Source organism: Micromonospora sp. AMSO31t (genome assembly GCF_008868175.1).
In the GTDB taxonomy this organism is placed as follows: Bacteria; Actinomycetota; Actinomycetes; order Mycobacteriales; family Micromonosporaceae; genus Micromonospora.
In genome coordinates this window covers 13,673-40,435 of the sequence record NZ_WBKT01000008.1, presented here as the reverse complement: position 1 = coordinate 40,435, position 26,763 = coordinate 13,673, and the positions used below count along the sequence as shown (strand labels likewise).

Genomic DNA, 26,763 nt, shown 5'->3' with positions numbered 1-26,763 from the left:
CCTCCGTGGGCTGGCGCGGGCGGCTCCGCGCGCCACTCCGGCATCGGCTTCCCGGACCGGCCGGGAACAAACGGCCGCTGCCCTCACCGGCGCCCGCCGCCGCGCGTGATGACGCTGAACTGGCCCTGCGACTCCATCCGGACCTCCTTCACGTCGGTGAGGTCCTCGACGCCCTGCTGCCGGAGCTGGGCGTACAGCTCGTCCTCGGTGACCAGCTCGCGGCGCATGTTGCGGCGCAGCATGCGCCCGTCGCGCACCAGCACGAGGGACCCCGGCTGGATGATCCGGGCCACGGCGGGAAAGCGGTACGCCAGCAGGTCGAGCAGGTACGCCCATCCGATGATCACGGCGACCAGCACCACTCCGTCCGTGATCGAGGTGTAGTCGGCCGCCATGGCGTTCTGGGCGGCGTCGGCGATCAGCACGATGACCAGCAGGTCGGTCATGCCGGTGCTGCCGCTCTCGCGCTTCAGGAGCACCCGCAGGAGGAAGAACAGCGCCAGATAGATCGCGCTGCCCCGCACCGCGATCTCCCACAGCGGCGTGTCGGGCACCAGCAGCCTCTGCCAGTCGCTCACCCGGTGCGCCTACCCGGCGGATCCGCCGCTACACCGCCACGGGTCAGCGCCAGGGCTCGTCCGGGGTGCCGGTTCGCCGGGTGTGGTGGTCCAGCAGCCTGGACAGCAGCTCGGTAAACCGCTGTCGCTCCTCGGGTGACAGCGGAGCCAGCAGTTCGTCCTGACCCGCGGCCAGCTTCTTCTCCAGTTGCCGCAGCTGCCGCTTGCCGGCGGCGGTCAGCGAGATGATGTTCCGCCGCCGGTCGGAGGGGTCCGGGGCGCGCTCGACCAGTTCGCGGTCGGCGAGTTCGTTGACGGCCGCGACCATGTCGCTGAGGTGGATGCCGCTGCGGCGGCCCAGTGCGGCCTGGCTGGCCGGGCCGCACTCCTCCAGGGTCGCCAGCAGGCGGTAGTGGTAGCCGCGGGCGCCGACGGAGGAGAACGCCTCGGCCACCAGGCGGTGCGCGTGGTTGGCGGTCTGGGTGAGCAGCCAGCTGGGCAGGCTCTCCCACCGGGCGGGCGTCTTCTCGGCGGAGGTCGGCATGTGAGGAGTGTAACGAACCGTTCGGACGACTAACGATTGTGCTAACGTTCGGGCTTCAAACGTTAGCCGTATAAACATTCATGCGGCGAATGAATCGCTGGAGTCGAGACATGATCAAGCCGTTCCGCATCGACATCCCCCAGGCCGACCTCGACGACCTGACCGACCGGCTCGCGCGCACCCGCTGGCCCAACGAGGTCGCCGACGCCGGGTGGGACTACGGCTTCCCGTTGGCCCGGCTCAAGGAACTGGCCGAATACTGGCGCACCGGCTACGACTGGCGCGCGCACGAGGCCGAGCTCAACGAGCTACCGCACTTCACCACGGAGATCGACGGCCAGAACATCCACTTCGTCCACGTCCGGTCGTCGAAACCGGACGCGCTCGCGCTGATCCTCACCCACGGCTGGCCCGGTTCGTTCCTGGAGTTCCTCGACGTGATCGAGCCGCTGTCCCGGGACTTCCACCTGGTGGTGCCGTCCATCCCGGGTTACGGCTTCTCCGGGCCGACCCACGAGCGCGGCTGGGATGCCTTCCGGATCGCGCGGGCCTGGGCCGAACTCATGCGCCGCCTCGGATACGAGCGCTACGGAGCCCAGGGCGGCGACTTCGGCGCGGGCATCTCACTGGCGCTCGGCGCGGTGGCGCCCGAGCAGGTCGTCGGCGCGCACGTCAACTACCTGCCGACCCGGCCGGACCCGGAGGCCGACATCGAACTGTCCGAAACGGACGAGGCCCGGCTGGACACCGTCCGGCAGCTGATGGCGAACCGCCCGCCGTACCAGGCGCTACAGGCCCTCACCCCACAGACCATCGGGTACGCGTTGACCGACTCGCCGGTCGGCCAGCTGGTCTGGATCGCCGAGCGCTTCGCGCAGTGGACGGATCCCCGCTCACCGGTCAGCGACGACCGGATGCTCACCGACATCTCGCTGTACTGGCTGACCGCCACCGCGGCGTCCTCGGCCCGGCTGCACCACGACGCGGCGCGGGGGCGGGCCCTGCCGTGCCAGGTGCCGGTCGGCGTGGCGGTGTTCGCACACGACATCACCCGGTCGGTGCGACCGCTGGCCGAGCGGCTGTACGACATCAGGCACTGGTCGGAATTCGACCGCGGCGGCCACTTCGCCGCGATGGAGGTGCCGGACCTGCTCGCCGAGGACGTCCGGGACTTCTTCCTCACCCACGTCAGGTGACCCGAACGTCGGTCAGACGCCGGACGGCCAGGTCTCGGCCTCGGCGGGCGCCGGCCGGGTGGGCAGCGGCCGGACCGCCCGGGAGGTGTCGAACCAGCAGAAGGCGTCGTAGCGGTCCCCGAGCACGGTGGGCACGTAGTTGCCCTGGCTCTCCCGCTGCGGGTGGTAGACCACGCCGATGGCCCGGTGGTCGATCTCGTGGGTCAGGAGGTCGGGCCGGCCGTCGCGGGGAAAGACCAGCAGCGCCCGGTCCGGGGCGGCGGCGTGCAGGGCGTCCTCCAGCGTGTGGCGGCGTGCCGGCGGGACGGTCATCGTCTCCATGGGCGCGCCCCAGGCCGCCCCGGCGGTGACCGTGCCGGAGTGGGTGCCGAAACCGACCAGCACCACCCGCTCCGGCCCGTACCGCTCCCGGGCCAGCTGGCCGATGTTGACCTCACCCGCGTCGGCCATGTCCGTGGCCCGGGCGTCACCGACATGGGTGTTGTGCGCCCAGACCACCGCCCGGGCGCCGGGGCCGTAGTGGTCCAGGAGCCGGCCGAGGGTGTCGTCCATGTGCCGGTCGCGGACGTTCCACGACTCCCGTCCGCCCCGGACCATCGCCCGGTAGTAGCGCTCGGCGCCGGCCGCCACCTCGGCGTTCTGCCACGCGCCGAAGTGCTCTGGCCCCCCGGCCGCCGCCCGCTCGCGCAGCCCGGCCAGCAGCGCGACCACCTCCTCCTCGCAGCGGTGCGGGACCAGGCGGGTCGCGAGGGCGTACTGCTGGGGGTCCTCGTCGTACGGCTCGAAGCAGCGGTACGCGGCAAGCGCGGCCGGCACCTGCTCGGGGTCGTGCTCGCGCAGCCAGGTGAGGATCTCCCGGAGCGACTCCCAGAGCGAGTAGACGTCCAGGCCGTGGAAGCCGACCCGCTCGGCCTCGCCCACCCGCGCGTTGCGGTCCCGCAGCCAGCGGGTGAAGTCGGCGACCTCCTCGTTCGCCCACATCCAGGTCGGCCACCGCTCGAACGCCGCCAGGGCCGCGCGCGGGTCGGCCGGCGCCTCGGGGCGGCAGCGGACGCTGCGGTCCACCCGGTCGCAGTCGGGCCAGTCGCCCTCCACGGCGACGAACGAGAAGCCTTGCTCGTCGACGAGCCGGCGGGTGACGGCCGCCCGCCAGGTGTAGAACTCGTGCGTGCCGTGGGTGGCCTCGCCGAGCATCACCACCCGGGCGTCGCCGACCCGGTCCAGCAGCGCGTCCAGGCTGTCCGGGCCGGTCAGCGGGGTCGCCAGCGCGGCCACCTCGTCGTCGTAGCGTCCCATCCCGGCGCCGTACCCGCTGCCGCGCGCGCCATGCCCCGCCGCCGGGGACGCGCCCGGCCTCCCTGCGGGTGGCGGGCGCCGATCCCGCCGGTGGAACGGCCCGGTCCGGGCGACGATGAGCCGCATGGGACTTCGGGCGGGGGGCGGCCGGGACCTGCTGGAACGGCGTGAGGACGTGCGGCAGGCCAACTTCCTGGAACTCTTCGTCGACCTGGTGCTCGTGTTCGCCCTGTCCGGTGTCGTGACTCGTGTGGTCCGCGACATCATCGCCGACGACCCGGTCGTCCGCTGGCGGTCGCTGACCTACCTGCTGGTGCTGGCGATGCCGCTGATCTGGTTGTGGATCACCACCGCGCACATCACCAGCTGGTTCGACCCCCGCCGCCGCAGGATCCAGTGGCTCGTGCTGGTCAGCGCCTTCGGCCTGCTGGTGATGGCGGCGTCCCTGCCGGCCGCCTTCATCGGCCGGGGCTGGGCGTTCGTGCTGCCGTACGTGCTCCTGCTCTGCGGCCGGCCGCTCGTCCTCCTGCCGAGCCTGCGGGTTCACCCGCTCGGCCGGCTCTACCTGCGCTCGCTGCTCTGGTGCGGCGGCGGGGCGGTGCTCTGGGTCGCCGGCGCGGCCGCCAGCGGCAACGCCCGGGCCGCGCTGTGGGGGATCGCGGTGACCGTGGACATCGTCGCCGCTCAGCTCCGGTGGCCGGTGCCGGGCATGGCCCGCCCGCCGGTGAGCGCCTGGGCCATGGACAGCCGCCACCACCTGCCGGAGCGCTACCAGCAGCTGCTGTTGATCGCCCTCGGCGAGGCCGTCCTGGCCGTCGGCATCACCTTTACCAACCATCCGATCGGCCCGGACACCGCGGCCACGCTGGTGATCGCGTACGTCTCGACGGTGCTCATGTGGCGCATCTACTTCTACCGCTCCGGCCAGGTCCTCGCCGAGGCGGTGGCCGCCGCGGGAGACCGGCTGGCCGCCGGCCGCGCCACCGGTGTCGCGCACATCGTCATGGTGATCGGGATCGTGGCCACGGCCGTCGGGTTCGAGGTCGTCATGGAGCATCCCGTCGGGCGGCCCGAACCGGCCTGGCTGGCCGTGATCCTCGGCGGGCCGGCGTTCTTCCTGTACGGGCGCATCCGCTTGGAACGGGTGGTGTTCGACCGGCTCTCGATCCGGCGGGTCGTGGCCATCGCCGCCTTGGCGGTCGCCGCCGCGCCCCTGTACCTCGCCGCGCCGCTGGCCGCCGCGGTCGTGGCGCTGCTGGTCCTGCTGGGCGTCGCCGTCGCCGACGCCCGGAACGCGGCCGGCCGCCCACCGGAGCAGCCGTCCCCGGCCCAGTGACGCACCGGCGGCCCACTCCCGGAAACGGGCGGATTCCGGATCCACCGTGGGGCTCCGGAGCTGGCTAGGCTGCCGGCATGGCAGACGAGGCCGTGCCGCACGCGCCCGCCGAGCCGGCGGCCCCGTCGACCGCCGATCCCGTGGTGGCGGCGCTCCGGCAGGTGCTGGCGACGATCCCGGCGGGGTGCACCTGGCTGCTGCCGGTGCGGGCGCCGGACGGCGCGGTGGCCGACTTCCTGGTGGCCGCCGTCAGCGCGCAGGGGCGCGACGTCCACGGCCGGGGCGCCGGGCGGGTCGGCCAACCGCTCAGCACGCTGTATCCCGGCATGGTCGCCGGCCCGCTGTGGCAGGCGTACCACCAGGTGCTCGCCACCGGGGAGCCCGCCCACCTGCCCGACTTCCGGTACGCCGGCCACGGCGCGGGCGTCGTCGCCGACTCGGCCTTCGACGTGAGCGTGCACCGGGTGCTGGGCGGCCTGCTGGTCTGGTGGCAGCGGCTCGACGAGCACCGCCTCCGGCTGGCCCGCACGGAACTGCTGGGCAGCCTGGGCTGGGCGGAGTACGACCTGGTCACCGGTCGCAGCGAGTGGTCACCGGGGATGTACCGCATCTTCGAGCGGGACCCGGCGCTCGGGCCGATGTCCCGGGCCGACCAGGGCGCCGCGCTCCTTCCCGCCGACCAGGGCCTGCGGGAGGCCGCCTGGCAGACGCTGGACAGCGGCGCGGCCTCCGACGTCACGGTGCGGTTCCGCGCGGGCGGGACCGTCAAGCACCTGCGGATCCTGTCCGACGTGGCCCGCGACGAGGGCGGCGCGCCGGTGAAGGTCTACGCGGTGGTCCAGGACGTGACCGTGCGGGAGAACTCCCGGAGCGCCATCGAACAGCTCCACGACCAGTTGCGGACCCGGGAGACCACCGCGCTGGCCGAGCACCGCCTCGCCGGGCAGCTCCAGAACCTCATCCAACCGGTGCCCCGCGAGCCGGTCGCCCTGGCCGGCCTGGAGGTGCTGGTCGGCTACCTTCCGGCGGAGAGCGCCCTGCGGGTCGGTGGGGACTGGTACCACGCCGAGACGCTGCCGGACGGGTCGGTCGTGCTGGCGGTCGGCGACGTGGCCGGGCACGGGCTGGAGGCGGCCAGCGGCATGGCGCACCTGCGTTTCGCGCTGGTCGCCTGGCTGTCGATCGGCATCCGCGAGCCGGCGGCGCTGCTCGGGCACCTGAACCGGCTCTGCGGCCAACTGGCGATCACCGGCACCGCGGTGCTCGCCGTCTTCGACCCGGCGACCCGGCGCCTGGCCTGGGCGCGGGCCGGGCACCCGCTGCCGATGCTGTCCCGGGCGGGGGCGACCGGCGACCTCGGCCGGCCCGCCGGGATGCTGCTGGGCGCCGACCCCGCCGCCCGCTACCCGGTGGTCACCACCGAGCTGCGCGGCGACGACGTGCTGCTGCTCTACACCGACGGGCTGACGGAACGCCGCGCCGGGAGCCCCGGGGACCGGTTGGCGGAGGTCCGTTCGGCCCTGGCGGCGCTCTCCGGCCGGCCGGGGGCAGGATCCCTGGCCCGGCTGCGCGACGCCCTGCACCGGCCCAGCCCGGACGACGACACCTGCACCCTGGCCGTCCGCGTGCTGCCCTGACCGTCCGCGGCGGCCGGACGGATCAGCCGGCCGTCTCCCCGGGGTGCCGGAGCAGGTCGCCGACGCCGGTCAGCGCCAGCAGGGCGGCCACCGCCCCGGCGGCGTTGACCAGGTAGAGCCGGCCGTCCGCCGCCCGCGCCCGGTGGTGCGCCGCCACCAGCGCGTGGATGCCGGTGGAGTCGAGGAAGTCGACCGCGGCCAGGTCGACCACCACGACCGGAGCGCCGTCCACGGCGGCCAGCAGCGTGCCGGTCAGCCGTTCCCGGGCGGCCAGGTCGCACTCGCCGGCCAGCCGGACCACCGTCCGTCCCGGTTCGCGGGAGGTCCTCGCCTGGAAGGACGCCATGGACAGCCACGCTTTCTCGCCTGGAGCACCGGCCTGGTCGGCGCCATCATGTCACCTTTCGGGGCGCCGGTCGCCGGCCCGTGGTGCGCGGAGCCGCGTCGGCCGCGGCGCGCGGCGTCGACCGTCATCGACATCCGTTCGGCACCTCCATAGACTCCGGTCTTTCTGGTACCACGAGTCCAGGGAGGACCCACGTGTCGAGCGAAACCCGACCGCACGCCGCACCGCCGCTGCTGGCCCGTCTCGCCGGGGTGGCGGTGGTCGCCGCCGCGCTGGTCGCCACCGGAGGTGTCGCCGCCTCCGCGGCGCCCGTCCCGCCGGCGCCCACGAAGGGCCCGTGCGCGTACACGCCGACGCCGGACGAGCCGGCCGCCCGGCCGGTGCCGCTGCCGCCGGACCCCCGCCGCACGCCCGACCGGGGCACCGTCCGGGTCACGTTGCGGACCAACCAGGGGCCGATCGGGTTGACCCTCGACCGCGAGCAGGCCCCGTGCACCGTGCAGAGCTTCCTGCACCTGGCCCGGCACCGGTTCTACGACCGGACGGTCTGCCACCGGCTCACCGCGTACCCGACGCTGAAGGTGCTCCAGTGCGGTGACCCGTCGGGCACCGGCGAGGGCGGGCCGGGCTACCGGTACGCCGACGAGCTGCCCACCGACCTGCCGCCCGCGCCGACCGACCCGACCGGGGTCCGCCGCCTCTACGCCCGGGGCACCCTGGCCATGGCCAACGCCGGCCCGGACACCAACGGCAGCCAGTTCTTCCTGGTGCAGTCCGACTCGGCGCTGCGCCCCAACTACACCGTCTTCGGCACGATCGACGCGGCCGGTCTGGCCACCCTGGACCGGATCGCGGCCGGCGGGATCGCCGCCACGCCCGAGGACCCGGCGCCGGTCGACGGCGCGCCGGCCCGGCCCGTGGAGATCTGCAAGGCCACCCGGGGCCGCTGAACCCGCGCCCGGTGGGGCGGGTGCCCACACCGCCCCACCGGGTTCCGGGTGCCGCTCGTCGACGGGCGATGGGGGTTTGCGTCGCTCACTACCCTGGCCGTGATCCATTGCCGGATACCCGTCGTCACGGTCTCCTACGTCTCCTCGCGCTACGAGCTGACGTTGGACCGGTTCCTGTCCTGAGCCGGGACCGCCCGGCCGGGTCGGCTCTGCGCCGCTCCGGCCGGGCGTCCTCGGTGCGGTCGGTCAGCGCTGGGCGCCCGCCGTGGCGGGTGCCGGCCAGCTGCCGGTGAAGACCTGCGGCGTCGTCGCGCTGCGGGCGGCGGCGAAGCCGAACAGCTGGTCGACCCGGGCGGCCTCGGCGGTGCTCGGGTACGGGTTGGTGCAGCTGGCGCCGGCGCTGCCGCCGGACATGAGGATGGCGCAGTTGCCGTTGTAGTTGTCGGGCAGGCCGAGGATGTGCCCGATCTCGTGGGTCATGATCCGCAGCGGCGAGTACTGCTGCGCCTGGTAGTAGTCGATGACGACGCGGCCGTTGCCGAGGCTCGTGCGCTGGGCGTACGAGCCGCCGCCGTAGGTGTAGTAGATCATCAGGTTCGAGCCGCACTGCGCCATGTTGATGTTGTTCGTGCGGTTGTTCCAGATCGAGGCGGCCTGGACGGCGTAGCTGGCGAACGGCCCGGCCTGGCTGGTGTTGTAGCAGACGTTGCGGACGGCGGCGGAGGCCGGCGCCGCGTCGACGGTGACGGTGCCCAGCGCCGCCAGCGCCGCGGTGGCGACGGTGGCGAGGAACCGGGTGACCTTGGGTAGACGCATCGCTCACTCTCCTTGTGGGACGGGGTCGAGCGGGGACCGGCACAGCCTATATATCGTCTTGCATCGATATAAAGCATCGATGGAAATCGCTTTGTCGGCTCGACCGTGCGCCGGAGCCGGTAGCCTGCGTCGATGACGCACGAGCGGGAGATCATCGAGCCGGTCGACCTGTGCCGGCCGGACGGGCGGCTGAACCCGGCGGCGGTGGGCTGGAGTCGCCGCCCGCTGCACCGGGCGAACCTGCGCGGCTGGGGCCGGGCCAAGCGCTGGGAGCACTGGGGCGTCGTCACACCGACGCACATCGTCGGCCTGGTCGCGTCGTCGCTGGACTACGCCGGCGTGCACAGCCTCTACCTGCTCGACCGCCGCACCGGGATCGAGCGGACCACCGAGGCCGTCGTCCCGCTCGCCCGCGGCGCGGTGCTCCCGCCGGTCAGCGGCGCGGGCGCGGTGCGGGCCCGCGGTGGCGGCCTGGTGGTCGAGGTCGACCAGCGACCCGACGGCAGCACCATCCGGGCCACCGCGCCCGGCGTCGAGGTGGACCTCGTGGCGCCCCTGCCGCCGGGGCACGAGTCGCTGGGCGTGGTGGTGCCGTGGAGCACCCGGCGGTTCCAGTACACGCACAAGGACGTCGGCCGGCCGGTGCGGGGCACGCTCCGCGTGGACGGCACGGCGTACCCGGTCGGCACCGAGTCGTTCGCGGTGCTCGACCACGGCCGCGGCAAGTGGCGGTACGCGGTGAGCTGGAACTGGGCCGCCGGCAGCGCACCGGGCCGGGCCATCCAGCTCGGTGGCAGGTGGACCGACGGCACCGGCGCGACGGAGAACGCGGTGTTCCTCGACGGGCGGCTGCACAAGATCGGCGCGGACCTCACCTGGAGCTACGACCGCGCCGACTGGCTGCGGCCGTGGCGCGTCACCGGCGACCGGGTGGACCTGGCGTTCCACCCGTTCCACGAGCGGGTGGCGCGCACCAACCTCGTCGTGCTGGCGGGGGAGACCCACCAGTGCTTCGGGCACTTCTCCGGCTGGGCCGCCACGGACGACGGCGAGCGGGTGGACCTCGACGGCCTGGTCGGCTGGGCGGAGGAGGCCCGCAACCGTTGGTGACGGCGGAGCCCCGCCGCGCCCGGGCCGGCGCGGCGGGGATCTCGGCCGGTGCTCAGACCGGCAGCCGCCAGACCTGGTTGGCGCCGCCGAAGCAGTCCCAGATCTGCAGCCGGGTGCCGTTGGCGGAGCTGTTGTCGGTGGCGTCCAGGCACCGGTTCGACTGCGGGTTGCGCAGGGTGCCGTTGGACTGCGCCTGCCAGACCTGGGCGCCGCTGCCGTTGCAGTCCCAGAGCTGCACCTTGGCCCCGTTGGCCGTGGAGCCGCTGGTCACGTCGGCGCACTTGCCCAGCGCCCGCAGGGTGCCGTCGCCGGCCACCGTCCAGCTCTGCGCGGCCGTGCCGTTGCAGGTGTAGAGCTGGACCGCGGTGCCGTTGGCGGTGCCGGCCGCGGCGACGTCGACGCACTTGCCGCCGATACCGGTGATCGGACCGGTCCGCCCGCTCGGCGGCGGGGTGCCGCCGCCCATGACGGTGTCGTAGATGGCGCTGACCAGCGAGGTCGCGCCGGTGGTGTCCTGGGACAGCTCCCAGTTCATCATCCCGCCGGCGTTGGCCAGCGCCCACTGGGTCTTGCGCTTCACGGTCGGCACGCCGTTGTAGCACTGCTGGGCGCCGCTCACCGTGGTGCAGTCACGGTTGGCGTTGGCCGGGTCCATGCCGACCAGCGCGGAATAGGTGTAGTAGCCGGGCCGGCTGTAGAAGGGCACGCCGAGCACCGCCTTGGCGGCCGGCAGGCCGCGCGACTTCCACAGGTTGACGCTGTTGATCGACCAGTCGTAGTTGGCGTGCGGGCTGCCGCCGTCGTACGCCATGATGTTCAGCCAGTCGACCGAGCCGAAGACCGCCGGTTGCACGCCGTCGACGTAGTAGCCCTCGGAGACCACGGCGGCGGTGAGCAGCTTGCCGCGGCTGTGCAGGGCGCTGCCGAGCTGCTGCATGAGCGCGGTGTAGTTGGTGGCCGAGGCGCCCGGGTCGGGATACTCCCAGTCGATGTCGACGCCGTCGAGGTTGTACTGGTTGACGAAGTTGACCACGTTGGTGACGAACGCGCCGCGGGCGCCGGAGTTCGCGGCGAGCGCCTCGAACGCCGAGTCGTTGCCGTCGTTCCAGCCGCCGATCGCGATTGACACCTTGACGTTGTTGGCGTGCCCGAGCGACACCAGCGAGGAGAGCTTGCTGGGGTTCTCCACGGGGCGCAGGCTGCCGTCGTTGTTGGGTAGCACGAACGCGTAGTTGATGTGGGTGAGCTTGCCGTACTGGATGCTGTTGACGCTGCCGCTCCAGGACGGCATGTAGCCGACGCTCTTGAAGTTGTTCGGCAGGACGACGGCGTCGGCGGCGGTCGGGGTCAGCGCGAGCGTCGCCGTGGCGGTGGCGAGCGCGAGCAGGCCGGCGGCCACGGGGGAACGGCGGCGGGGGCGCGGTGCGGACATCGAGGGCCTTCCCGGTGCAGGGGGCGCCGTGCCGCCCGGCCAGCGCTGGTCGGGCGGCACGGCCGAACGGTACGGGTCGGACAGGGGACGGTGTTCCTCGAGGTGGACCAAATATTAAAGAGTATTAACTAAGCCGTCAACGATGCCTTTCGATGAATCCGGGCGCGGCTGGTCAGCGCAGCCGGACCGGTCCGGCGTCGATGCGGACCCGGAACAGGGCGTACGGCTTGCGCCGCAGGTCGGTGCCGCCCTGGTACTTCGCCTGCCGGTGCAGTTGGTTGGCGGTGACGTAGAGATAGCCGTCGGCGGCCACCGACATGGTGTCGGGCCAGAGCAGCCGCGGGTCGTGCACCAGGGTCTCGAACTCGCCGTCCGCCCGGCGGCGCAGCACGGCGTTGTGCTCGTAGGAGGTCAGGTAGAAGGCGCCGGAGTCGTCGGTCTCCAGGCCGTCCGAGGCGCCGCCTCTGTCGCCCTCGTCCACCACGGTGGCCGCCACCTGCTCCTCGCGCAGCGTCCGGTCCGCCAGGGCGTCCGTGGCCACGCTGTACCAGCGGCGGGAGGCGAGCGGGCAGTAGTGCAGCCGGGAGCCGTTAGCCGAGATGGCGATGCCGTCCGAGCCCATGGCGACCGGCTTCGGCGGCCCGTCGGCGGGGCGCTCCAGGAACGGCCGGCCCTCCACGACCGGGCGGAACGACTCCAGCGGCTCCGCCTTCGTGGACGGGTGGTCGTGCAGCCGCCGCCACGACGCGCCGGTGGCCAGGTCCACCACGACGATGCCGTTCGGCCCCGAGCCGGAGGAGTCGGTGAGGTACGCGAGGCCGGCGTCGCCCCGGCGCAGGTCGAAGCGCACGTCGTTCAGGTAGGTCGTGGGCAGCGCCACGTCGGTCGGGAAGGTGATCACCTGCCCGACGGTGTCGGTGTCCAGGTCGACCCGGACGAGCTTCGGCCCGCCCGGCTTCGTCGGCTGGAACATCGGGCTGCCGGTGTCGACCACCCAGAGCCGGTCGGCCGGGTCCACCACGATGCTCTGCACCGAGACGAAGGCGTTCGGGTCGTCGTTCCCGGACGGGCTGTTCCAGGACTCGTCCGGGAAGGGCACCTCCCGGCCGTCGCGCAGCTCGACGACGGTGGCCGGCACCTCGTCCCCCCACTGGGGGAAGTTCACGAAGACCCGGCCGGTGTGCGACACGCTGACCCCGGTCGGCATCGGCCCGGTGAAGGTGTGCACCAGTTCGAGGTCGCCGACCGGCTCGTCGCCCATGGGTCCGTTCATCCGCCGCTCCTGACCGTGAGGCCCCGGCCTTCCCGGTGCAGCGGGGCGTAAACGTTCACGGCTGCCGGGGCACGGCCACGGCAGTGACCACCAGCCCGCCGGCGACCAGCCACCGGCCGTGCAGCGTGGCCAGCGGCGGGCCGCCGTCGGCGCGGGTGGCGTCGACCAGGACCCGCGCCGCGAAGCGCCCCACGGCCGGATCGACCGACAGCTCGGCGTCCTCGAAGCCGAGCCAGCGGCCGGTCAGTGGATACCACGCCTTGTAGACCGACTCCTTGGCGCTGAACAGCAGCCGGTCCCAGTGCACGGCCGGGTGGGCGGCGCGCAGCCGCGCCAGCGACGCGGGCTCGCCGGCCGTGGTGACCACCTGAGTCACGCCGTCGGGCAGCGGCTCGTGGGGTTCGGCGTCGATGCCGAGCCCGGCCAGCGCGGTGTCCCGGGCGACCGCCGCGGCCCGGTAGCCGTCGCAGTGGGTGATGCTGCCGACCACGCCGGCCGGCCACCGCGGCTCCCGCTTCGGACCGGGGCGGATCGGCGCCGGGGCGTACCCGAGGCGGGTCAGGGCCTCCCGGGCGCAGCGGCGGGCCGTGACGAACTCGCGGCGGCGGCCCTCCACGGCCCGGGCCAGCAGGTCCTCCTCGCCGGGATGGGGAGCCTCGCCGGGGATGTCGGCGAACGCCTCGACGGCGACCGCCGTCGGCGGGAGCAGGGCCTCGATCACGCGGCGCCGCCGAGGATCCGCCGCATCGGCCGGGGCTCGCCGCCCCGCCGGCCCCACTCGCGCGGGTAGCCCAGCGACACCTCCTCGAAGCGCACCCCGTCGTAGTGGGTGGTGCGGGGGATGTGCAGGTGCCCGTAGACCGCCACGGCGGCCCGGTGCCGCAGGTGCCAATCGGCCGTGCGGTCGGTGCCGCACCACTGGGCGAACTCCGGGTACCAGAGCACGTCGGTGGGCTGGCGGACCAGCGGCCAGTGGTTGACCAGCACGGTCGGCAGCGCCGGGTCGACGCCGGCCAGCCGCCGCTCGGTCCCGGCGATCCGCTCCCCGCACCAGGACTCCCGGTCCGGGTGCGGGTCGGGGTGCAGCAGCATCTCGTCGGTGCACACCACCCCCGCCGCGTACGCCGCGCGCAGCGACTCCTCCTTGGAGGTCGTGCCCGGGGCCCGGAACGAGTAGTCGTAGAGCAGGAACAGCGGCGCCACGATGACCGGCCCGCCCTCGCCGCGCCACACCGGATAGTCGTCCTCCGGGGTGAGCACGCCCAGGCCGCGGCACATCTCCACCAGCGCGTCGTAGCGGGCCCGGCCGCGCAGGGTCACCGGGTCGGCCGGGTGCGTCCACAGCTCGTGGTTGCCGGGCACCCACACCACCCGGGCGAACCGGTCGCGGAGCTGCCGCAACGTCCGCTCGATGTCCGCGAACACCTCGCCGACGTCGCCGGCCACGATCAGCCAGTCGTCCGCCGACTCCGGCCGCAGGCCGTCCACCACCGCGCGGTTCTCGGCGTACGACACATGGAGGTCACTGACCGCGAACAGCGCACCCGTCACGCAACCGATCTTGCCAGCGCCGATCCCGGATGGACAGCCGCGACCTGGCCGGTGTCGGGGGTCCGACCCGGACGGTCAGGTGAGCAGGTCGGCGAACCGGTCGGTGGCGCGGAGCAGTTCCCGGGCGATGCCCGGCTCGGCCGCCGAGTGCCCGGCACCGGGCACGATCCGCAGCTCCGCCTCCGGCCAGCGCCGGGCCAGGTCGTACGCGGACACCGGCGGGCAGCACAGGTCGTAGCGGCCGTTGACGATCACGGCGGGCAGGTGGCGGATCCGGTCCACGCCGTCGAGCAGTTGCGTCTCGGTGAGGAAGCCGCCGTGCACGGCGTAGTGGGAGAGGATCCGGGCGATAGGCAGCGCCTGCTCCTCGCCGGTGAAGTGGGCGAGCACCCCCGGGTCGGGGCGCAGGGAGGAGTTGACGGCCTCCCAGCGCCCCCAGGCGACCGCGCAGGCCCGGGCCTGCGCCTCGTCCGGTCCGTGCAGCCGCCGGTGGTACGCCGCCAGCACGTCGCCCCGCTCGGCGGCGGGGATCGGGGCGACGAACCGCTCCCACTCGTCCGGCTGGAGGTGGCGCAGGCCGCCCTGGTAGAACCAGTCCCGCTCGCTGCGCCGCAGCAGCAGCACCCCGCGCAGGATCAGCCCGGTGACCCGGTCCGGGTGGGTCTGGGCGTACGCCAGGCCCAGGGTGACCCCCCACGACCCGCCGAACACCAGCCAGCGGTCGATCCCGAGCCGTTCCCGGATCGTCTCCAGGTCGGCCACGAGGTGCCAGGTGGTGTTGCCCCGCAGCCCACCGAACGGGGTGCTGCGCCCCGCGCCGCGCTGGTCGAACAGCACGGCGCGGTAGCGCCGCGGGTCGAAGAACCGCCGTGCCGCCGGCACCAGGCCGCCGCCCGGCCCGCCGTGCAGGAACACCACGGGTACGCCGTCCGGCCGCCCCACCTCCTCCACGTGGAGCTCGTGGCCGTCGCCGACGGCGATCCGGTGGGTGGCGTACGGCTCGACGGGCGGGTACAGGCGTGGCTCGGTCATGCCGGACCATCCTGCCCCCTCGGGGCGGGTCGTGCGGGGACGGTCAGCAGGCGATGCTGCTGCCCAGGTTGTCGAGCAGGGCGTCGGCGACCCAGCCGGAGACACCGGTCGTGCTGTCCCTCAGGTAGGTCCAGGTGTAGGTGGTGTGGCCGTTGGCGCTGACCCGGTCGCCGTTGGTGTAGCAGTGGAAGTCGACGCTGTGGCTGAGCTGGCCGTAGCCGAGCGATCCGCAGGTCGTGTGCGGGCCGGTGCGGATGTTGACGTTGGCGGCGTTGAAGAGCGAGCCCAACTTGGTGTCGATGTTGGAGTGCGCGTGGCTGCACGTCGCGCTCGCCGGGCCCGCCGCGCTCACCACCGCCACACCGGTGCAGCCCAGCGTCAGCGCGACCGCCGCCGCCATCGAGGAAAGCTTCCGCATGTCGATCAACCCCCGAACGTGATAGCCCCCACACGTACAGTGATCCGAATATTTGCATCTTCCACGGTCCGGGGCAAGGGCGCCTCAGCGGGCCAGCAGCGCGCGCAGTTCCTTCACCACCTCGGCCGGGGCCTCCTCGGCCATGAAATGGCCGTACGATACCGGCACGTGGCGCAGGTCCGGGGCCCAGGCCCGCCAGCGCGCCGCCGCGTCGAAGCCGAGCGCCGCGCCCCAGTCCTGCTGGAGCACGGTCACCGGCATCCGCAGCACGGTGCCCGCCGCCCGGTCCGCCTCGTCGTGCGCGAGGTCTACGCCGGCCGAGGCCCGGTAGTCCGCCACGATCGAGGGGACCGCCGCCCGACAGGCCCGCAGGTACGCGGCCCGCACGTCGGCGGGGATCGCGTCCGGGTCGCCGGCCCACAGGTCGAGGAAGTACCCGAAGAACTCGTCCGGCGCGGCGCCGATCAGCCGCTCGGGCAGCCCCGGCGGCTGGGCCATCAGGTAGAGGTGGAAGCCGACCGCCGCCGTGACGCCGTGCATCACCTCCCAGGTGTCGAGGGTCGGCAGCACGTCCAGCGACGCCAGGTGGGTGACCGTCTCCGGGTGGTCCAGGCCGGCGCGGATCGCCACCAGGGCGCCCCGGTCGTGCCCGACCAGGGCGAACCGGTCGTGCCCCAGCGCCCGGGCCAGCGCCACCACGTCGGCGGCCATGGTCCGCTTGGCGTAGGCCGCGCCGTCGGTGTCGGCGGGCTTGTCGCTGTCGCCGTACCCCCGCAGGTCGGGGCAGATGACCGTGTGGTCGGCGGCGAGGTCCGCGGCGACGTGCCGCCACATCAGGTGGGTCTGCGGGAAGCCGTGCAGCAGCACGACCGGGCTGCCGCTGCCGCCCACCGCGGCGTGCAGGGCGACGCCCTCGGCGACGGTGACGCGGCGCGACTCGAATCCGTTGATCATGAGAGGTCCTCTCGGGTGTGCTCGGTTCCCGTCGAGCCTGCCCGGCGCCGGTCAGTGGCCGATCAGCATCGGATGAGTGCCCTGGCCGGGCCGCCGGTGCGCGCGCACCGCGCTGCCTAGAGTGGGCGGGGTGACCGACCCGCCGCGCGTACCCGGAGTGACCTTCGGGGTGCTCGGGCCGCTGGTCGCGGCCGGCGAGCGGGGGCCGGTGGCGCTGAAGGGCCCCCGGCAGCGGGCCGTGCTGGCCCGCCTGCTGGTCGCCCGCGGCCGCGTGGTGCCGGTCGACCGGCTCGTCAGCGACCTGTGGGCGGAACCGCCGGAGGGCGCGGTCGGCGCGGTCCGCACGTTCGTCGCCGACCTGCGCCGGGCCCTGGAGCCCGACCGGCCCCCGCGGCAGCCGGCCCGGCTGCTGGTCACCGCCCCGCCCGGGTACGCCCTGGCGGCCGCCCCCGGGGCCGTCGACGCGGGCCGGTTCGAGACGGCCGCCGCTGCGGCCGGGGAACTCCTCGCCGCCGGACGCGCCGGCCCGGCGCTGGCAGCCCTGGACGGCGCGCTCGCCCTCTGGCGCGGCCCCGCCTACGCGGAGTTCGCCGCCGAGCCGTGGGCGCGGGCGGAGATCGACCGGTTGGACGAGCTGCGGATGCTCGCCGTCGAGCGGCGCGCCGAGGCTCTGCTGGCCCTGGGCCGCGCCGCCGAGGCCGCCGGCGACCTGCGCGCCCAGGCCGCCGCCCAGCCGCTGCGAGAGGAGACCTGGCGGCTGCTCGCGACCGCCCTCTACCGGGCGGGCCGGCAGGGCGACGCGCTCGCCGCGCTGCGGGAGGCCCGGGCCGTGCTGGTCCGGGAGCTGGGGGTGGACCCCGGCCCCCGGCTGCGCCGGCTGGAGGCCGACGTCCTCGCCCAGGCCCCGCACCTCGACCCGGCTCCGGTCGCCGTCCCGGCCGCGCCACCGGCCGGGGGAGCGGGGGAGGAGCGGCGCCCGTTCGTGGGGCGCGAGGCCGAACTGGCGAGCCTCGTGGGGCTGGCCGGGGAGGTGGCCCGCGACGGCCGGCCCGCGCTCGCGCTGGTCTCCGGCGACGCCGGCGCGGGCAAGACCGCGTTCGTCGAGACGCTGGCCGACCGGCTCGCCGCCGCCGGCTGGACCTGCGCCGTCGGCCGGGTGCCGGAGTACGAGGGCGCCCCGGCCGCCTGGCCGTGGACGCAGCTCGCCGCGGCCCTGCCCGACGCCGGGGAACCGCCGACCGCTCTCCCGGACGGTGGCGAGCCGGCCGTGGCCCGCTACCGGCTGCACCGGATCGCGGGCGCCCGGGTCGGCGCGGCGGCGCGGCGGGGGCCCGTGCTGCTCGTCCTCGACGACCTGCACCGGGCCGACGAGGACACCCTCGACCTGCTGACCGCGCTGTTCACCGGCCCGGAGCCGGTGACCGGCCCGGTGCTGGCGGTCGGCACGTACCGGGCCACCGGGATCACCCCGGCGCTGACCGGGGCCCTGGCCCGGCTCGCGCCCACCGAACCGGTCCGCGTCTACCTGGGCGGGCTCGCCGAGGCGGAGACGGGCGACCTGGTCCGGGCCGTGGCCGGTGCGGCGGACCCGGACACCGTGCGGGCGCTGCACCGGCGCAGCGGCGGCAACCCGTTCTTCGTCCGGGAACTGGCCCGGCTGCTCGCCGCCGAGGGGGCCGCCGCGCTGGACCGCGTACCGGCCGGCGTGCGGGACGTCATCCGGCACCGCCTCGCGCAGCTGCCCGCGCCGACCCGGACGGTGCTGGCGCAGGCCGCCGTGCTCGGCCGCGACCTCGACGCCGACGTGCTGGCCGCGCTGGCCGGCGAGGAGGCCACCCTGGACGCCGTGGATCGGGCGGCGCAGGACGGGTTCCTCACCCCCGACGGCACCCGGTTCGCCCACATCCTGGTCCGCGACACCCTCTACACCGACCTGTCGGCGCCGCGCCGGGCCCGCTGGCACGCCGCCGTCGGGTCGGTGCTCGAACGCCTCCGGCCGGACGACGTCACCGCCCTGGCCCACCACTTCGGACAGGCCCCCGGCCCGGAGGCCGCGACCCGGGCCGCCCGGTACGCCACGGCCGCCGCCGTCCGGGCCGAGCGGCGCTGCCACCCCCACGAGGCGGCCCGCCTCTGGGAGCAGGCCGTCGCCGCCCACGACCGGGCCGGCGGGACCGACGTACGCGGGCGGCTGGCGGCGGTCATCGGCTGGGGCCGCGCCCTGGCCGTCACCGGCCACCTCGACCGGACCCGCCGGCTGCGGGCCGAGGCCGTCGCCACCGTCGAGCGCCTCGCCGACCCGGGGCTCACCGCGGACGTGCTGGCCGCGTTCGACGTGCCGGCCGTCTGGACCCGCAACGACGACGAGGAGCTGTCCCGCCGGATCGTCGCCGCGGCCGAGGCCGCCCTCGCCGCGCTTCCCGCCGACCCGGCGTCCCGGCGCGTCCGGCTGCTCTGCACCCTCGCCCTGGAGCTGCGCGGCGACACCGGTGACCGGGGCCGGCGGGCGGCCGCCGAGGCCGAGGAGACCGCCCGCCGCCTCGACGACCCGGCCCTGCTGGCCTTCGCGCTCAACGCCCGCTTCATGCACACCTTCGACCGGGCGGGCCGGGCGCCGGAACGCGCCCGCATCGGCGCCGACCTGGTCGACCTGGCGGCCCGGCACGGGCTGGTCACCTTCGAGGTGCTCGGGCACCTCGTCGCGCTCCAGGCGCACTGCGCCCTCGCCGACCTGGCCGCCGCCGACACCCACGCGGCCGCCGCCGACCGCCTCGCCGCGCGCTACGAGCTGCCCCTCGTCGGCGTCTTCACCGCCTGGTACGCCGCCCTCCGGCTGGCGGTGACGGGACGCGGCGCCGAGGCCGAGGCGGCGTACCGGTCGGCGGCCGTCCGGCTCGACACCGGGCAGATGCCCGGCATGGCCGGCGGGCTGCTGCCGTTCGCACTGCTCTGCCTGCGGCTGTCCACCGGCGACGACCCCGGGCCGGCGCTGGCCGATGCCGCCCACGCCGGCCCGTACGCGCCGTGGGTCCGGCCGCTGGCCCTGCTCGCCGCCGGGCGCCGGGGCGAGGCCGCCGCCGCGCTGCGCGCCCTGCCGCCCTCGCCGCACGACCTGCTGCGCGAGGCCCGGCTCTGCGTCGCCGCCCGGGCCGCCCTGGCCCTCGACGACCGCCCCACCATGGCCCGGCTGCACGCCGCCCTGCTGCCGGCCGCCGGCGAGCTGGCCGGCGCCGGCAGCGGCGTGCTCACCGCGGGGCCGGTGGCCCGGTACCTCGCCGACCTGGCCGCCGCGCTCGGCTGACCACGGCGGCGAGGACCGGTCAGGCGTTGGCGGGGACCCCACCCTCCGGACCGGCCGCCGGCTCCCCGGTGACCTCCGCCTCGGGGGCGGGCCGCTGCGCGGGGGCGCGCACCGCGAACGCGTCGAAGCTCGGCCGGTCCAGGGAGGCCCGCTCCAGGAACGGCTCGGCGGTGGGCCGGTCGCCGTCGGCCGGCTCGTCCGGCTCCGGGTCGGCCTGGGCGGCCGGCGCGACGGGCACGGCCACCAGGGCCGGGGCGGGCACCACCACGGGGGTGGCCTCCGCCGGCGTCGCGGCCGGACGCGGAGCCACCATCGGGTACTCGGCCGTCTCCACCCCGCCCGCGGCGGCCGCCATCACCGCCGCGGCGGCCAGGTCGGCGACCCGCTTGGCCTCCCGCTGCACCCGCGCCCGCGTCTCCTTCGCGTGCTGCTCGGCCAGGTCCGCCGCCCGGCGCGCGTCCTCCAGCCGCTTGGTCTCCGCGGTCAGGTCCCGGCGCACGACGACCAGCTGCTCCTCCAGCGCGGCGCCCTCCTGCTCCACCGTGGCGATCTCCCGGCGGGTGTGCTCCAGCTGCTGGGCGACCGTCTCCAGCTCGGCCCGGAGCTCGGTGAGCGCCTCCTGCCGCTGCTGGATCTCCTGCTGCACCGTGGCGAGCTGCTCCTGGTGCGCGGCGTTCTCCTCGTCGGCCCGCTCACGCACCTCGGTGGCGTACTGCTGGGCCTCGGCGACCAGGGCGGCGCTGTCCCGCTCGGCGGCGGTGGCCCGGTCGGCCAGCTCCTGCTCGGCCGCGGCCCGCTGCTCGTCCAGCTCCCGGGACATGGTGGCCTGCCACTGCGCCAGTTCCTGCTGGGCCTTGCTCCGGTTGGCCTGCACCTCCTGCTGGATCTGCGTGCGCGCCGCCTTCACCAGCGCCTCCGACGCGGAGCGGGCCTGCTCGACCTGCTGGGCGCTCTGCTCCGCGATCCGCTTCGCCTCCTGCTGCGCGCGGTCGTGGGCCGCCTGCCCCTCGACGCGCAGCTTCTCGGTCAGCTCCCGGATCGCGGTCAGCTCCGCCTGCGCGGCCGTGTGCCGCTCCTCGTCCGCCCGCTCCTGCTCGGCCCGGCGGGTGGACAGCTCCTCGGCCAGCTCGCGCCGCTCCCGCTCCGCCTCGTCCCGCGCGGTGGCCAGCACCTTCTCCGCCTGCCCCTGGAGGTCGGCCGCGCGCTTCGCGGCCGCCTCGGTGATCTGCCCGGCCTGCTTCTCGGCCAGGTCGAGGATCTGGTCGACCATCGGGCCCAGGTCGCGGAAGGACGCCCGGTCCACCTGCGTGGGGCGCTGGCGCAGCTCGGCGGCCTCGGTCTGCGCCCGCTGCGTCTGCGCGGTCAGCTCCCGCATCTGGGCGTACGCGCGGTCCCGGTCGGCCGTCACGGCGGTCAGTTCGCCGTCCATCTGCTCGACGTACCGGTCCACCTGGCGTTTGTCGTAGCCGCGCAGCGCCTGGTCGAACCTCGGTCGCGCGGACACGTCGTCGTGGGGTGCGAACGGTTCCTCGCCGTTGGACATGCGCCATCCTCCGTCGGTTCGCCAGCGCCAGGCCGGCGGATGACCGCCCCGCAGGGCGTGATGAGGCGCTACGGTACCGCCGTCGGCGCGCGGGTTCCGCCCCGCCCCGCCCACGATCGCGAACGCGGGTCGACTCAGACCGGGAAGTACGGATTTCCGGCGGTCAGCCGGACGGTGAAGCCGTCGGCGTCCCGGTGCAGCGTCACGTGGTTGCACGACTGGTGGCTGATCCACAGACCCAGGCCACCGGCGGCGCCGTTGCCCGCGGGCAGCAGGCCGGCGTAGGGGTCGCCGGGGCCGGAACCCCGGTCGTGCACGGTCACCACCATCCGGTCCGGTGCGCTCCACAGCCGCATCCGCACCGGCGGCACACCGTGCCGCAGCGCGTTGCTCACCACCTCGCTGACCGACACGACCAGGTCGTCGAGGTGGTCGGCCGGGAGCTGCCCCCGGTGTGCGGCACGGACCGCGTCGCGTGCCTGGGCGGGCGTCGGGTCGTGCAGCTCGACGGCCGGCGCCGTCCGCTGCACCGGGTCGGGCAGCACGAGGCGGTGCTCGGCCAGGTAGCTCGCCGGTTCGGTGTAGACGTCGGTCGGCACGTGGCTGCCGTCCGGCAACGCCACCCGGGGATGGGTCCGCGCCACGTCCGCGAGCACCCGCGACGGCGTGGCCCGGGCGTCGTACGCGCACATGCTCCACAGCGGGAAGTCGTCGTAGGCGTGGTTGATGGCCGACTCGTAGCGGGCCCACCAGTCCCAGGTGGCCCCGAGCACGGCCGGCGGCAGCTCGCCGACGATCCGGATCTGCCGGGCGCCGTCGGCCACGTACGAGCCCAGCAGCTTCCGGTAGGAGCGGATCGCCGAGGTGGGGCGGGCGTAGACGTCCCCGCCGGGCAGGAAGGTGACCCCGGCGCCGGCGGGCAGGGCCCGGCGGACCAGCTCCGCGTTGCGCGCGCCGAAGCCGACCACGGTCGGCTCGCCGGCCTCGACCCCGCCGAGCAGGAACGGCAGCACCACGGCCAGCAGGTGGTCGTCGGAGTCGTAGAGGATCGCCTCGTGGAAGTAGCCGACGTGCCCGGCGGCCGCACCCGTCCTCATCGGACCACCTCCACCCGCACCTCGTCGAGGTCCAACAGCTCGACCAGCCGGGCCGCGGCGGAGCGCGAGGTGCGCAGCACGGCGGTGGCGTCGTGCCGGCGGGCGTGGTCGCGCAGGTGCAGCAGACTGCGGTGGTCGACGAAGCGCAGCCCGGTGGCGTGGAGCACGAGCCGACCGTCCACCGGTCGCGGGTCGGCCCGGTCCAGCGCGGCGGCGAAGAGCCGGTGGTTGGACGGGTCCAGTTCGCCGGCGAGTTCGACGACCGCGTCGCCGCCCCCGGCGTGCAGCCGGAACAACACCTCCGTGTTGGTCTCGGGGTGCATGCAGGCCAGCTCGGCGACCGCCGCCCCGGTCAGCTCCCGCCGGTCGTAGGCGCAGACGGCCGACATGGGGTGGCGGCGCATCCAGCGGTCGATGAGGTGCTCGTAGCGGGTGAAGGCCTCCCGCTGGGCGGGGGAGCGGACCAGCGTGGTGGCCTCGGCGAACACCCGCAGGCCGGTGTAGCCGGCGGCCAGCGCGTCACGGGTGGCCGCCGCGTACGCCCGGACCTGCTTGTCCGGGTCGACGACCTCGTCGTGGCGGTAGGCGTCCTCGACCGGGAGCAGTCGGAGCGCGCGCCGACGCAGCGCGGCGTCGAGACCGGGGAGGCGGTCCAGCCGGCGGACCAGGGAGCCGCGGTCGCCGGGCGCGACCAGCCAGACCTGCTCGCCGGCCGCGAGGCCCGCGGCCAGGTAGGCGACCGCCCGGGCGTCCAGGGCCGTCGGGTCGTCGTAGGCCAGGCAGGCGTGACCGTACGTCGTCGACGACGCGCTCCCGCTGGTCACTCGGCCTCCCCCACGCGGCCAGTCTAGGTCCATCCGGCGTACGGTCACCTCTCGGCCGCCGCCCACCCCGGCCCGGCGGAGGTCCCACCGGGCCGGGCGGGGGCGTCAGGCGAGCTGGAGGTTCCGCCAGGCGGTCGACTCCAGTGGGGGGTCGCCCAGCTGGTACTCGGCCCAGTTGTTCCAGTAGGCGACCGCGTCCACGTCGTTCTGCTGCCGCAGCCAGGTCACGTGGTCCCGCATGGCCTGCGCCCGGCCCGCGCCGGTGGTGTCGGCCGTGGTCCGGCTCAGCCCGTACTCGGGCACCAACAGCCGGATCCCCGGGTACGCGGCGCGCACCTTGCCGAACGCCACACCGAACATCCGGGCCACCGGCCAGTACGTCGCGGTGTCGCGGGAGTAGCAGTCCACGCCGTAGTGGGTCATGCCCGGGTAGCCCCAGTCGGTGGGGTTGCCGCGCCCCTCGTCCAGCCAGTAGCGGGTGACGATCGGGCCGTGCCCGAGGACCCAGCGCCGGTTCCGGTGGGCGGCGACGATCTGCGCCACCCGGGTGGCGGTGGTCCGGTACGTCGCCGGCGCCACATCGCCCATCGGCTCGTGGTACCAGGTCAGGTAGATCGGCCGGCTCAGACCGTCCAGCCACCCGGTCAACTGTTCGACGTCGTCCTTCCACGACACGTGCATGACGGCCGACGGGGCGTCGACGAACTTGCCGGCGTTCAGCGGCGGCAGCTCCGGCAGGGCGTCCGCGTCGCCGCCGTCCGCGCCGAAGTCGCGCATGTAGCGGATGCCCGGGTACTCGGCCACCGCCCGCTGGGTCCGCGCCCCCTTCTCGGTGCTCATCCCGACCAGCAGCGGCACGGTCAGGGTCGTGGCGGCCGTGCCGGTCCGGCCGGCGGCGTCCCGCGCCGTGGCGGTCAGCGTGACCGTGCCCCGCCCGGCCAGCACGGTGACGGTGAAGCGGGTGGGGTCCGTGGGGTTCGGCGTGACCGTGACGCCGGGCGAGGTGCTGCCGAGCTGGATGGTCAGCGGCACGCTGAGATCCACCCGGACCGGGCTGTCCCAGGCGGCGCCCGTCGGGTCGCTGACCCGGCCGGAGAGGGTCAGCAGCCGCGAGTCGGGATGGTAGGCGTCCACGCGGACGGTGGTGGACTGACCGGGCAGCAGGACGGTCGGATCGGCGGTGACGGAACGGATGACGGGTGCGGCCATGGGATGACTCCTTCAGGCGTGCTCGTGGGCGCTCCGGCCGCACGTCCTCGGGTGGCCAGGACGGCTTTGACCTGCTCTTTTACCAGCTTGCGTCGGTCTGGCGGCATCGTCATCAGCGGCGGCAGATGGCGCAAAACCCGGTGCCCGTGCGCGAGGGGTGGGAGTCAGTCGAGCGGGTGGGAGATGCCCCGGGCGTGGTCGGTGACGGCGGCGCCGACCACCGTGGCGGTCACCGGGAGCACCTCCAGGCAGCGGCGCACCGCCGCGGCCATCAGCGCGTTCGGCACCCGCATGGACAGCGTGCAGTGGGGCACCCAGCGGCCCGGCTGGTAGTGCTCCACCAGACCGATGCCGGCGCGGGTCAGCCGCTCGTGCACCGCGCCGTGGTGGGCCAGCAGCTCCGGCGTGGGGGCCGGCCCGAGCCAGAGGACCCGCCCGACGAACTGCCCGGCGTGCTGGAACTCCAGCCGCAGCGGGGCGGCCACCACCATCCCGGCGAGCGCCTCGGCGACCCGGTGCGGGTCGAGACGCGGCGCGACCGCCAGCGAGACGTGCGGCCGGTGCCGCTGCTCCAGCAGCGACCTCATGCTCTGCACGCCCTCGGCCTCCAACGCGTCCCAGAGCACCCGGATCCGCCGAGTGGCGTCGGTGTCGAGATACAGCTCCAGCGCCGCGACCACACGATCAACCCTAAGGGGGTGAGGTTTGCCGCCCGGCCTGGGCGGTACTGCCCCCGGTGGCACCGACGGCGGAGGAGCGTGGGACCCGTGGACGTGAACGACCTGCTGACCGAGGCGTACGGCCGGCTGCCCGACCTGGTGGCGGGGGCGCTGGACGGGCTGAGCCCGGAACAGTTGCGGCAGCCCCCGGCCGCCGGGGCGAACCCGGTGGGCTGGCTGGTCTGGCACCTCACCCGCATCCAGGACCACCACGTCAGCGACGTGCTGGGGGAGGAGCAGCTCTGGGTCGGCGGCGACTGGGCGGGGCGCTGCGGGCTGGCCGCCGACCCGGACGACACCGGCTACGGGCACGGCCCCGAGCAGATCGCCCGGGTGCGGCCGGAGGACGGCGGGGTGCTGCTCGACTACCACCGGGCGGTGGTGGACCGGACCCGGGCGTACCTGCGCGGGCTGCGCCCGGCCGACCTGGACCGGGTGGTCGACGAGAACTGGGACCCGCCCGTCACGCTCGGGGTGCGGCTGGTGAGCGTGCTGGACGACGACCTCCAGCACGTCGGCCAGGCCGCCTACGTGCGCGGGCTCATCCAGCGGGGCTGACGGCCGCGCGGGCGCCGCGCAGCGCGGCGTGCCCGAGCAGGTGGAACGCCTGCGCCTCGGGGGAGGTGCCCGGCGCCGTGAAGTCCGGCGCGCCGCTCACCCCGGTGACCCGACCGTGGCGGTCGACCCGCCGGCCGGCGGCGGCCAGCAGCTCCGCGCCGGTGGCCAGCCAGGGCGCCGGCAGCCAGCCGTCGGCCACCCCGGTCAGCGCCGCGTACGCGAGGAGCTGCGCGGTGTTCGCCTCCCGGAACGAGCCGGGGTCGTCGAGCACGTCGGGGAAGAGCCCGTCGTCGGTCCGGTGGGCCAGGCAGGCGTCCAGCACCGTGCGGGCGTGCCCGGCCAGCTCGGTGCGGGACCCCGCCGGCCAGTCCGGCGCGAGGCGCAGCGCCCGGGCGATCCCGGCCACCACCCAGCCGTTGCCGGTGCCCCAGGGTCGCGGCTGGTCCAGCTCGCCTCGGTCCTCGTCCCAGCGGGCCGCGTAGAGGCCGGTGCGCGGGTCGAACAACCGCCGGCGGTGCCCCTCGACCTGCGCGGCCGCCAGGTCCGTCCGGCCGGCCAGCGCGAGCAGCGGCACCACCATGTAGACCGTGTCCGCCCACACCTGGCGACTGTCGAGCAGGTGGAACAGGGTGCCGTCGGCGGCCCGGGGCGCCCGGGCGACCAGCCAGTCGAGCTGCGCGTCCAGGGCGGCGGCGTAGCGGGGGTCCCCGTCGGTCGTGGCCGCGTGGCGGACCGCCTCGCCGCAGGCCGCGCCGTTGACAGCGCCGGCCTCGCCGGACACGTCGCCGAGCCGCCCGTCCGGGTGCTGCCGGGTCACCGCCGCGTCGGCGACCAGCAGGGCCAGCTCGCCGAGCCCGAGGTCGAGCAGGGCGTGCCCGGTCACCCCCTGCTCCCAGGACTGGCGCTGCATGGCCAGCAGCGCGGCGAGCACCCGGTCCGTCGTGGTGTCCCCGGTCATCCCCATTCCTCCGCAGTACCCGACTTCCGCCGCGGCGCACCGCCCAACTCACCCCGACGGGGTGAGTTGAGCTCACCCGACCGGTGGGGACCCTGCCGGAGCGGGG

The 26,763-nt window shown here is 75.1% G+C and carries 25 protein-coding genes; 7 read left to right on the top strand and 18 right to left on the bottom strand.

All coding sequences use genetic code 11. From position 1 onward, the window contains the following. Positions 1–83: 83 nt before the first annotated feature. The gene (locus tag F8274_RS03545) at positions 84–578 is read right to left on the bottom strand and encodes a DUF421 domain-containing protein (RefSeq protein WP_151460818.1); all 495 of its coding nucleotides are present in this window, start codon (positions 576–578) and stop codon (positions 84–86) included. 43 nt (positions 579–621) lie between these two features. Further along, on the bottom strand, positions 622–1,101 hold the full coding sequence (locus tag F8274_RS03540; protein ID WP_151460817.1) for a MarR family winged helix-turn-helix transcriptional regulator: 480 nt from the start codon (positions 1,099–1,101) through the stop codon (positions 622–624). Positions 1,102–1,211: 110 nt separating this feature from the next. Here F8274_RS03540 and F8274_RS03535 point away from each other — a divergent pair, with 110 nt between their 5' ends. Beyond that, positions 1,212–2,297, top strand: a complete 1,086-nt coding sequence (locus F8274_RS03535) for an epoxide hydrolase family protein (RefSeq protein ID WP_151460816.1) — start codon at positions 1,212–1,214, stop codon at positions 2,295–2,297. Positions 2,298–2,309: 12 nt separating this feature from the next. On the opposite strand, the gene F8274_RS03530 is transcribed toward F8274_RS03535, so the two are convergent. After that, positions 2,310–3,593: an erythromycin esterase family protein gene (locus F8274_RS03530; RefSeq protein WP_151460815.1), complete on the bottom strand. Its 1,284-nt coding sequence runs from the start codon at positions 3,591–3,593 to the stop codon at positions 2,310–2,312. A 124-nt stretch (positions 3,594–3,717) separates the two neighbouring features. Between F8274_RS03530 and F8274_RS03525 the strand changes: the two genes are divergently transcribed. Together F8274_RS03525 and F8274_RS03520 are read left to right on the top strand one after the other, a co-directional pair. Continuing rightward, positions 3,718–4,929 carry a low temperature requirement protein A gene (locus tag F8274_RS03525; RefSeq protein WP_192579688.1) on the top strand — a complete coding sequence of 404 codons (1,212 nt, stop codon included), beginning with the start codon at positions 3,718–3,720 and terminating at the stop codon, positions 4,927–4,929. A 77-nt stretch (positions 4,930–5,006) separates the two neighbouring features. Then, positions 5,007–6,566, top strand: coding sequence for a PP2C family protein-serine/threonine phosphatase (locus tag F8274_RS03520; RefSeq protein ID WP_151460813.1), 1,560 nt, complete (start codon positions 5,007–5,009; stop codon positions 6,564–6,566). A 22-nt stretch (positions 6,567–6,588) separates the two neighbouring features. Here the strand turns inward: F8274_RS03520 and F8274_RS03515 are convergent, their stop codons facing one another. Then, a complete protein-coding gene (locus tag F8274_RS03515) occupies positions 6,589–6,912 on the bottom strand; it encodes an anti-sigma factor antagonist (RefSeq protein WP_151460812.1) in 324 nt (107 codons plus the stop codon). A gap of 194 nt (positions 6,913–7,106) precedes the next feature. On the opposite strand from F8274_RS03515, the gene F8274_RS03510 reads away from it, so the two are divergent. After that, the gene (locus tag F8274_RS03510) at positions 7,107–7,862 is read left to right on the top strand and encodes a peptidylprolyl isomerase (RefSeq protein ID WP_151460811.1); all 756 of its coding nucleotides are present in this window, start codon (positions 7,107–7,109) and stop codon (positions 7,860–7,862) included. Positions 7,863–8,108: 246 nt separating this feature from the next. Here the strand turns inward: F8274_RS03510 and F8274_RS03505 are convergent, their stop codons facing one another. Beyond that, a complete protein-coding gene (locus tag F8274_RS03505; RefSeq protein WP_151460810.1) occupies positions 8,109–8,678 on the bottom strand; it encodes a snapalysin family zinc-dependent metalloprotease in 570 nt (189 codons plus the stop codon). Between the two features lie 132 nt (positions 8,679–8,810). On the opposite strand from F8274_RS03505, the gene F8274_RS03500 reads away from it, so the two are divergent. After that, complete coding sequence (locus F8274_RS03500) at positions 8,811–9,788, top strand: DUF2804 domain-containing protein (RefSeq protein WP_151460809.1); 978 nt, start codon at positions 8,811–8,813, stop codon at positions 9,786–9,788. A gap of 52 nt (positions 9,789–9,840) precedes the next feature. Here F8274_RS03500 and F8274_RS03495 read toward each other — a convergent pair whose 3' ends face one another. From F8274_RS03495 to F8274_RS03465, 7 genes are all read right to left on the bottom strand, one after another. Next, complete coding sequence (locus F8274_RS03495; protein ID WP_151460808.1) at positions 9,841–11,220, bottom strand: glycosyl hydrolase family 18 protein; 1,380 nt, start codon at positions 11,218–11,220, stop codon at positions 9,841–9,843. Positions 11,221–11,392: 172 nt separating this feature from the next. Next, complete coding sequence (locus tag F8274_RS03490; protein WP_151460807.1) at positions 11,393–12,493, bottom strand: L-dopachrome tautomerase-related protein; 1,101 nt, start codon at positions 12,491–12,493, stop codon at positions 11,393–11,395. A 55-nt stretch (positions 12,494–12,548) separates the two neighbouring features. Further along, positions 12,549–13,214 carry a 4'-phosphopantetheinyl transferase gene (locus tag F8274_RS03485; RefSeq protein WP_151460806.1) on the bottom strand — a complete coding sequence of 222 codons (666 nt, stop codon included), beginning with the start codon at positions 13,212–13,214 and terminating at the stop codon, positions 12,549–12,551. Then, positions 13,211–14,044 (bottom strand): metallophosphoesterase, encoded by an 834-nt coding sequence (locus F8274_RS03480; protein WP_151460805.1) that lies wholly within the window; start codon positions 14,042–14,044, stop codon positions 13,211–13,213. The genes F8274_RS03485 and F8274_RS03480 overlap by 4 nt, the downstream gene beginning before the upstream one ends. A 75-nt stretch (positions 14,045–14,119) precedes the next feature. After that, a complete protein-coding gene (gene pip, locus F8274_RS03475) occupies positions 14,120–15,076 on the bottom strand; it encodes a prolyl aminopeptidase (RefSeq protein ID WP_151460804.1) in 957 nt (318 codons plus the stop codon). 43 nt (positions 15,077–15,119) lie between these two features. Next, complete coding sequence (locus F8274_RS03470) at positions 15,120–15,494, bottom strand: hypothetical protein (protein WP_151460803.1); 375 nt, start codon at positions 15,492–15,494, stop codon at positions 15,120–15,122. Positions 15,495–15,578: 84 nt separating this feature from the next. Next, a complete protein-coding gene (locus tag F8274_RS03465) occupies positions 15,579–16,448 on the bottom strand; it encodes an alpha/beta fold hydrolase (RefSeq protein ID WP_151460802.1) in 870 nt (289 codons plus the stop codon). Between the two features lie 130 nt (positions 16,449–16,578). Here F8274_RS03465 and F8274_RS03460 point away from each other — a divergent pair, with 130 nt between their 5' ends. Further along, positions 16,579–19,749, top strand: coding sequence for a BTAD domain-containing putative transcriptional regulator (locus F8274_RS03460; protein WP_225853584.1), 3,171 nt, complete (start codon positions 16,579–16,581; stop codon positions 19,747–19,749). A gap of 19 nt (positions 19,750–19,768) precedes the next feature. Here the strand turns inward: F8274_RS03460 and F8274_RS03455 are convergent, their stop codons facing one another. From F8274_RS03455 to F8274_RS03435, 5 genes are all read right to left on the bottom strand, one after another. Further along, on the bottom strand, positions 19,769–21,292 hold the full coding sequence (locus F8274_RS03455) for a hypothetical protein (protein ID WP_151460801.1): 1,524 nt from the start codon (positions 21,290–21,292) through the stop codon (positions 19,769–19,771). 134 nt (positions 21,293–21,426) lie between these two features. Further along, entirely contained in the window at positions 21,427–22,389 is a 963-nt protein-coding gene (locus F8274_RS03450; RefSeq protein WP_151460800.1) for a sensor histidine kinase, read from the bottom strand. Then, the gene (locus tag F8274_RS03445) at positions 22,386–23,213 is read right to left on the bottom strand and encodes an MEDS domain-containing protein (RefSeq protein WP_151460799.1); all 828 of its coding nucleotides are present in this window, start codon (positions 23,211–23,213) and stop codon (positions 22,386–22,388) included. Before F8274_RS03445 ends, F8274_RS03450 begins: the two co-directional genes overlap by 4 nt. Positions 23,214–23,318: 105 nt before the next feature. Then, entirely contained in the window at positions 23,319–24,422 is a 1,104-nt protein-coding gene (locus tag F8274_RS03440) for a hypothetical protein (protein WP_151460798.1), read from the bottom strand. Between the two features lie 164 nt (positions 24,423–24,586). Then, positions 24,587–25,102, bottom strand: a complete 516-nt coding sequence (locus tag F8274_RS03435) for a 2'-5' RNA ligase family protein (protein WP_151460797.1) — start codon at positions 25,100–25,102, stop codon at positions 24,587–24,589. Between the two features lie 87 nt (positions 25,103–25,189). On the opposite strand from F8274_RS03435, the gene F8274_RS03430 reads away from it, so the two are divergent. Then, positions 25,190–25,699, top strand: a complete 510-nt coding sequence (locus tag F8274_RS03430) for a DinB family protein (protein ID WP_151460796.1) — start codon at positions 25,190–25,192, stop codon at positions 25,697–25,699. On the opposite strand, the gene F8274_RS03425 is transcribed toward F8274_RS03430, so the two are convergent. Beyond that, positions 25,683–26,657 (bottom strand): glycoside hydrolase family 88 protein, encoded by a 975-nt coding sequence (locus F8274_RS03425; RefSeq protein WP_225853583.1) that lies wholly within the window; start codon positions 26,655–26,657, stop codon positions 25,683–25,685. The two genes, F8274_RS03430 and F8274_RS03425, sit on opposite strands and share 17 nt — an antisense overlap. Positions 26,658–26,763: the final 106 nt, after the last annotated feature.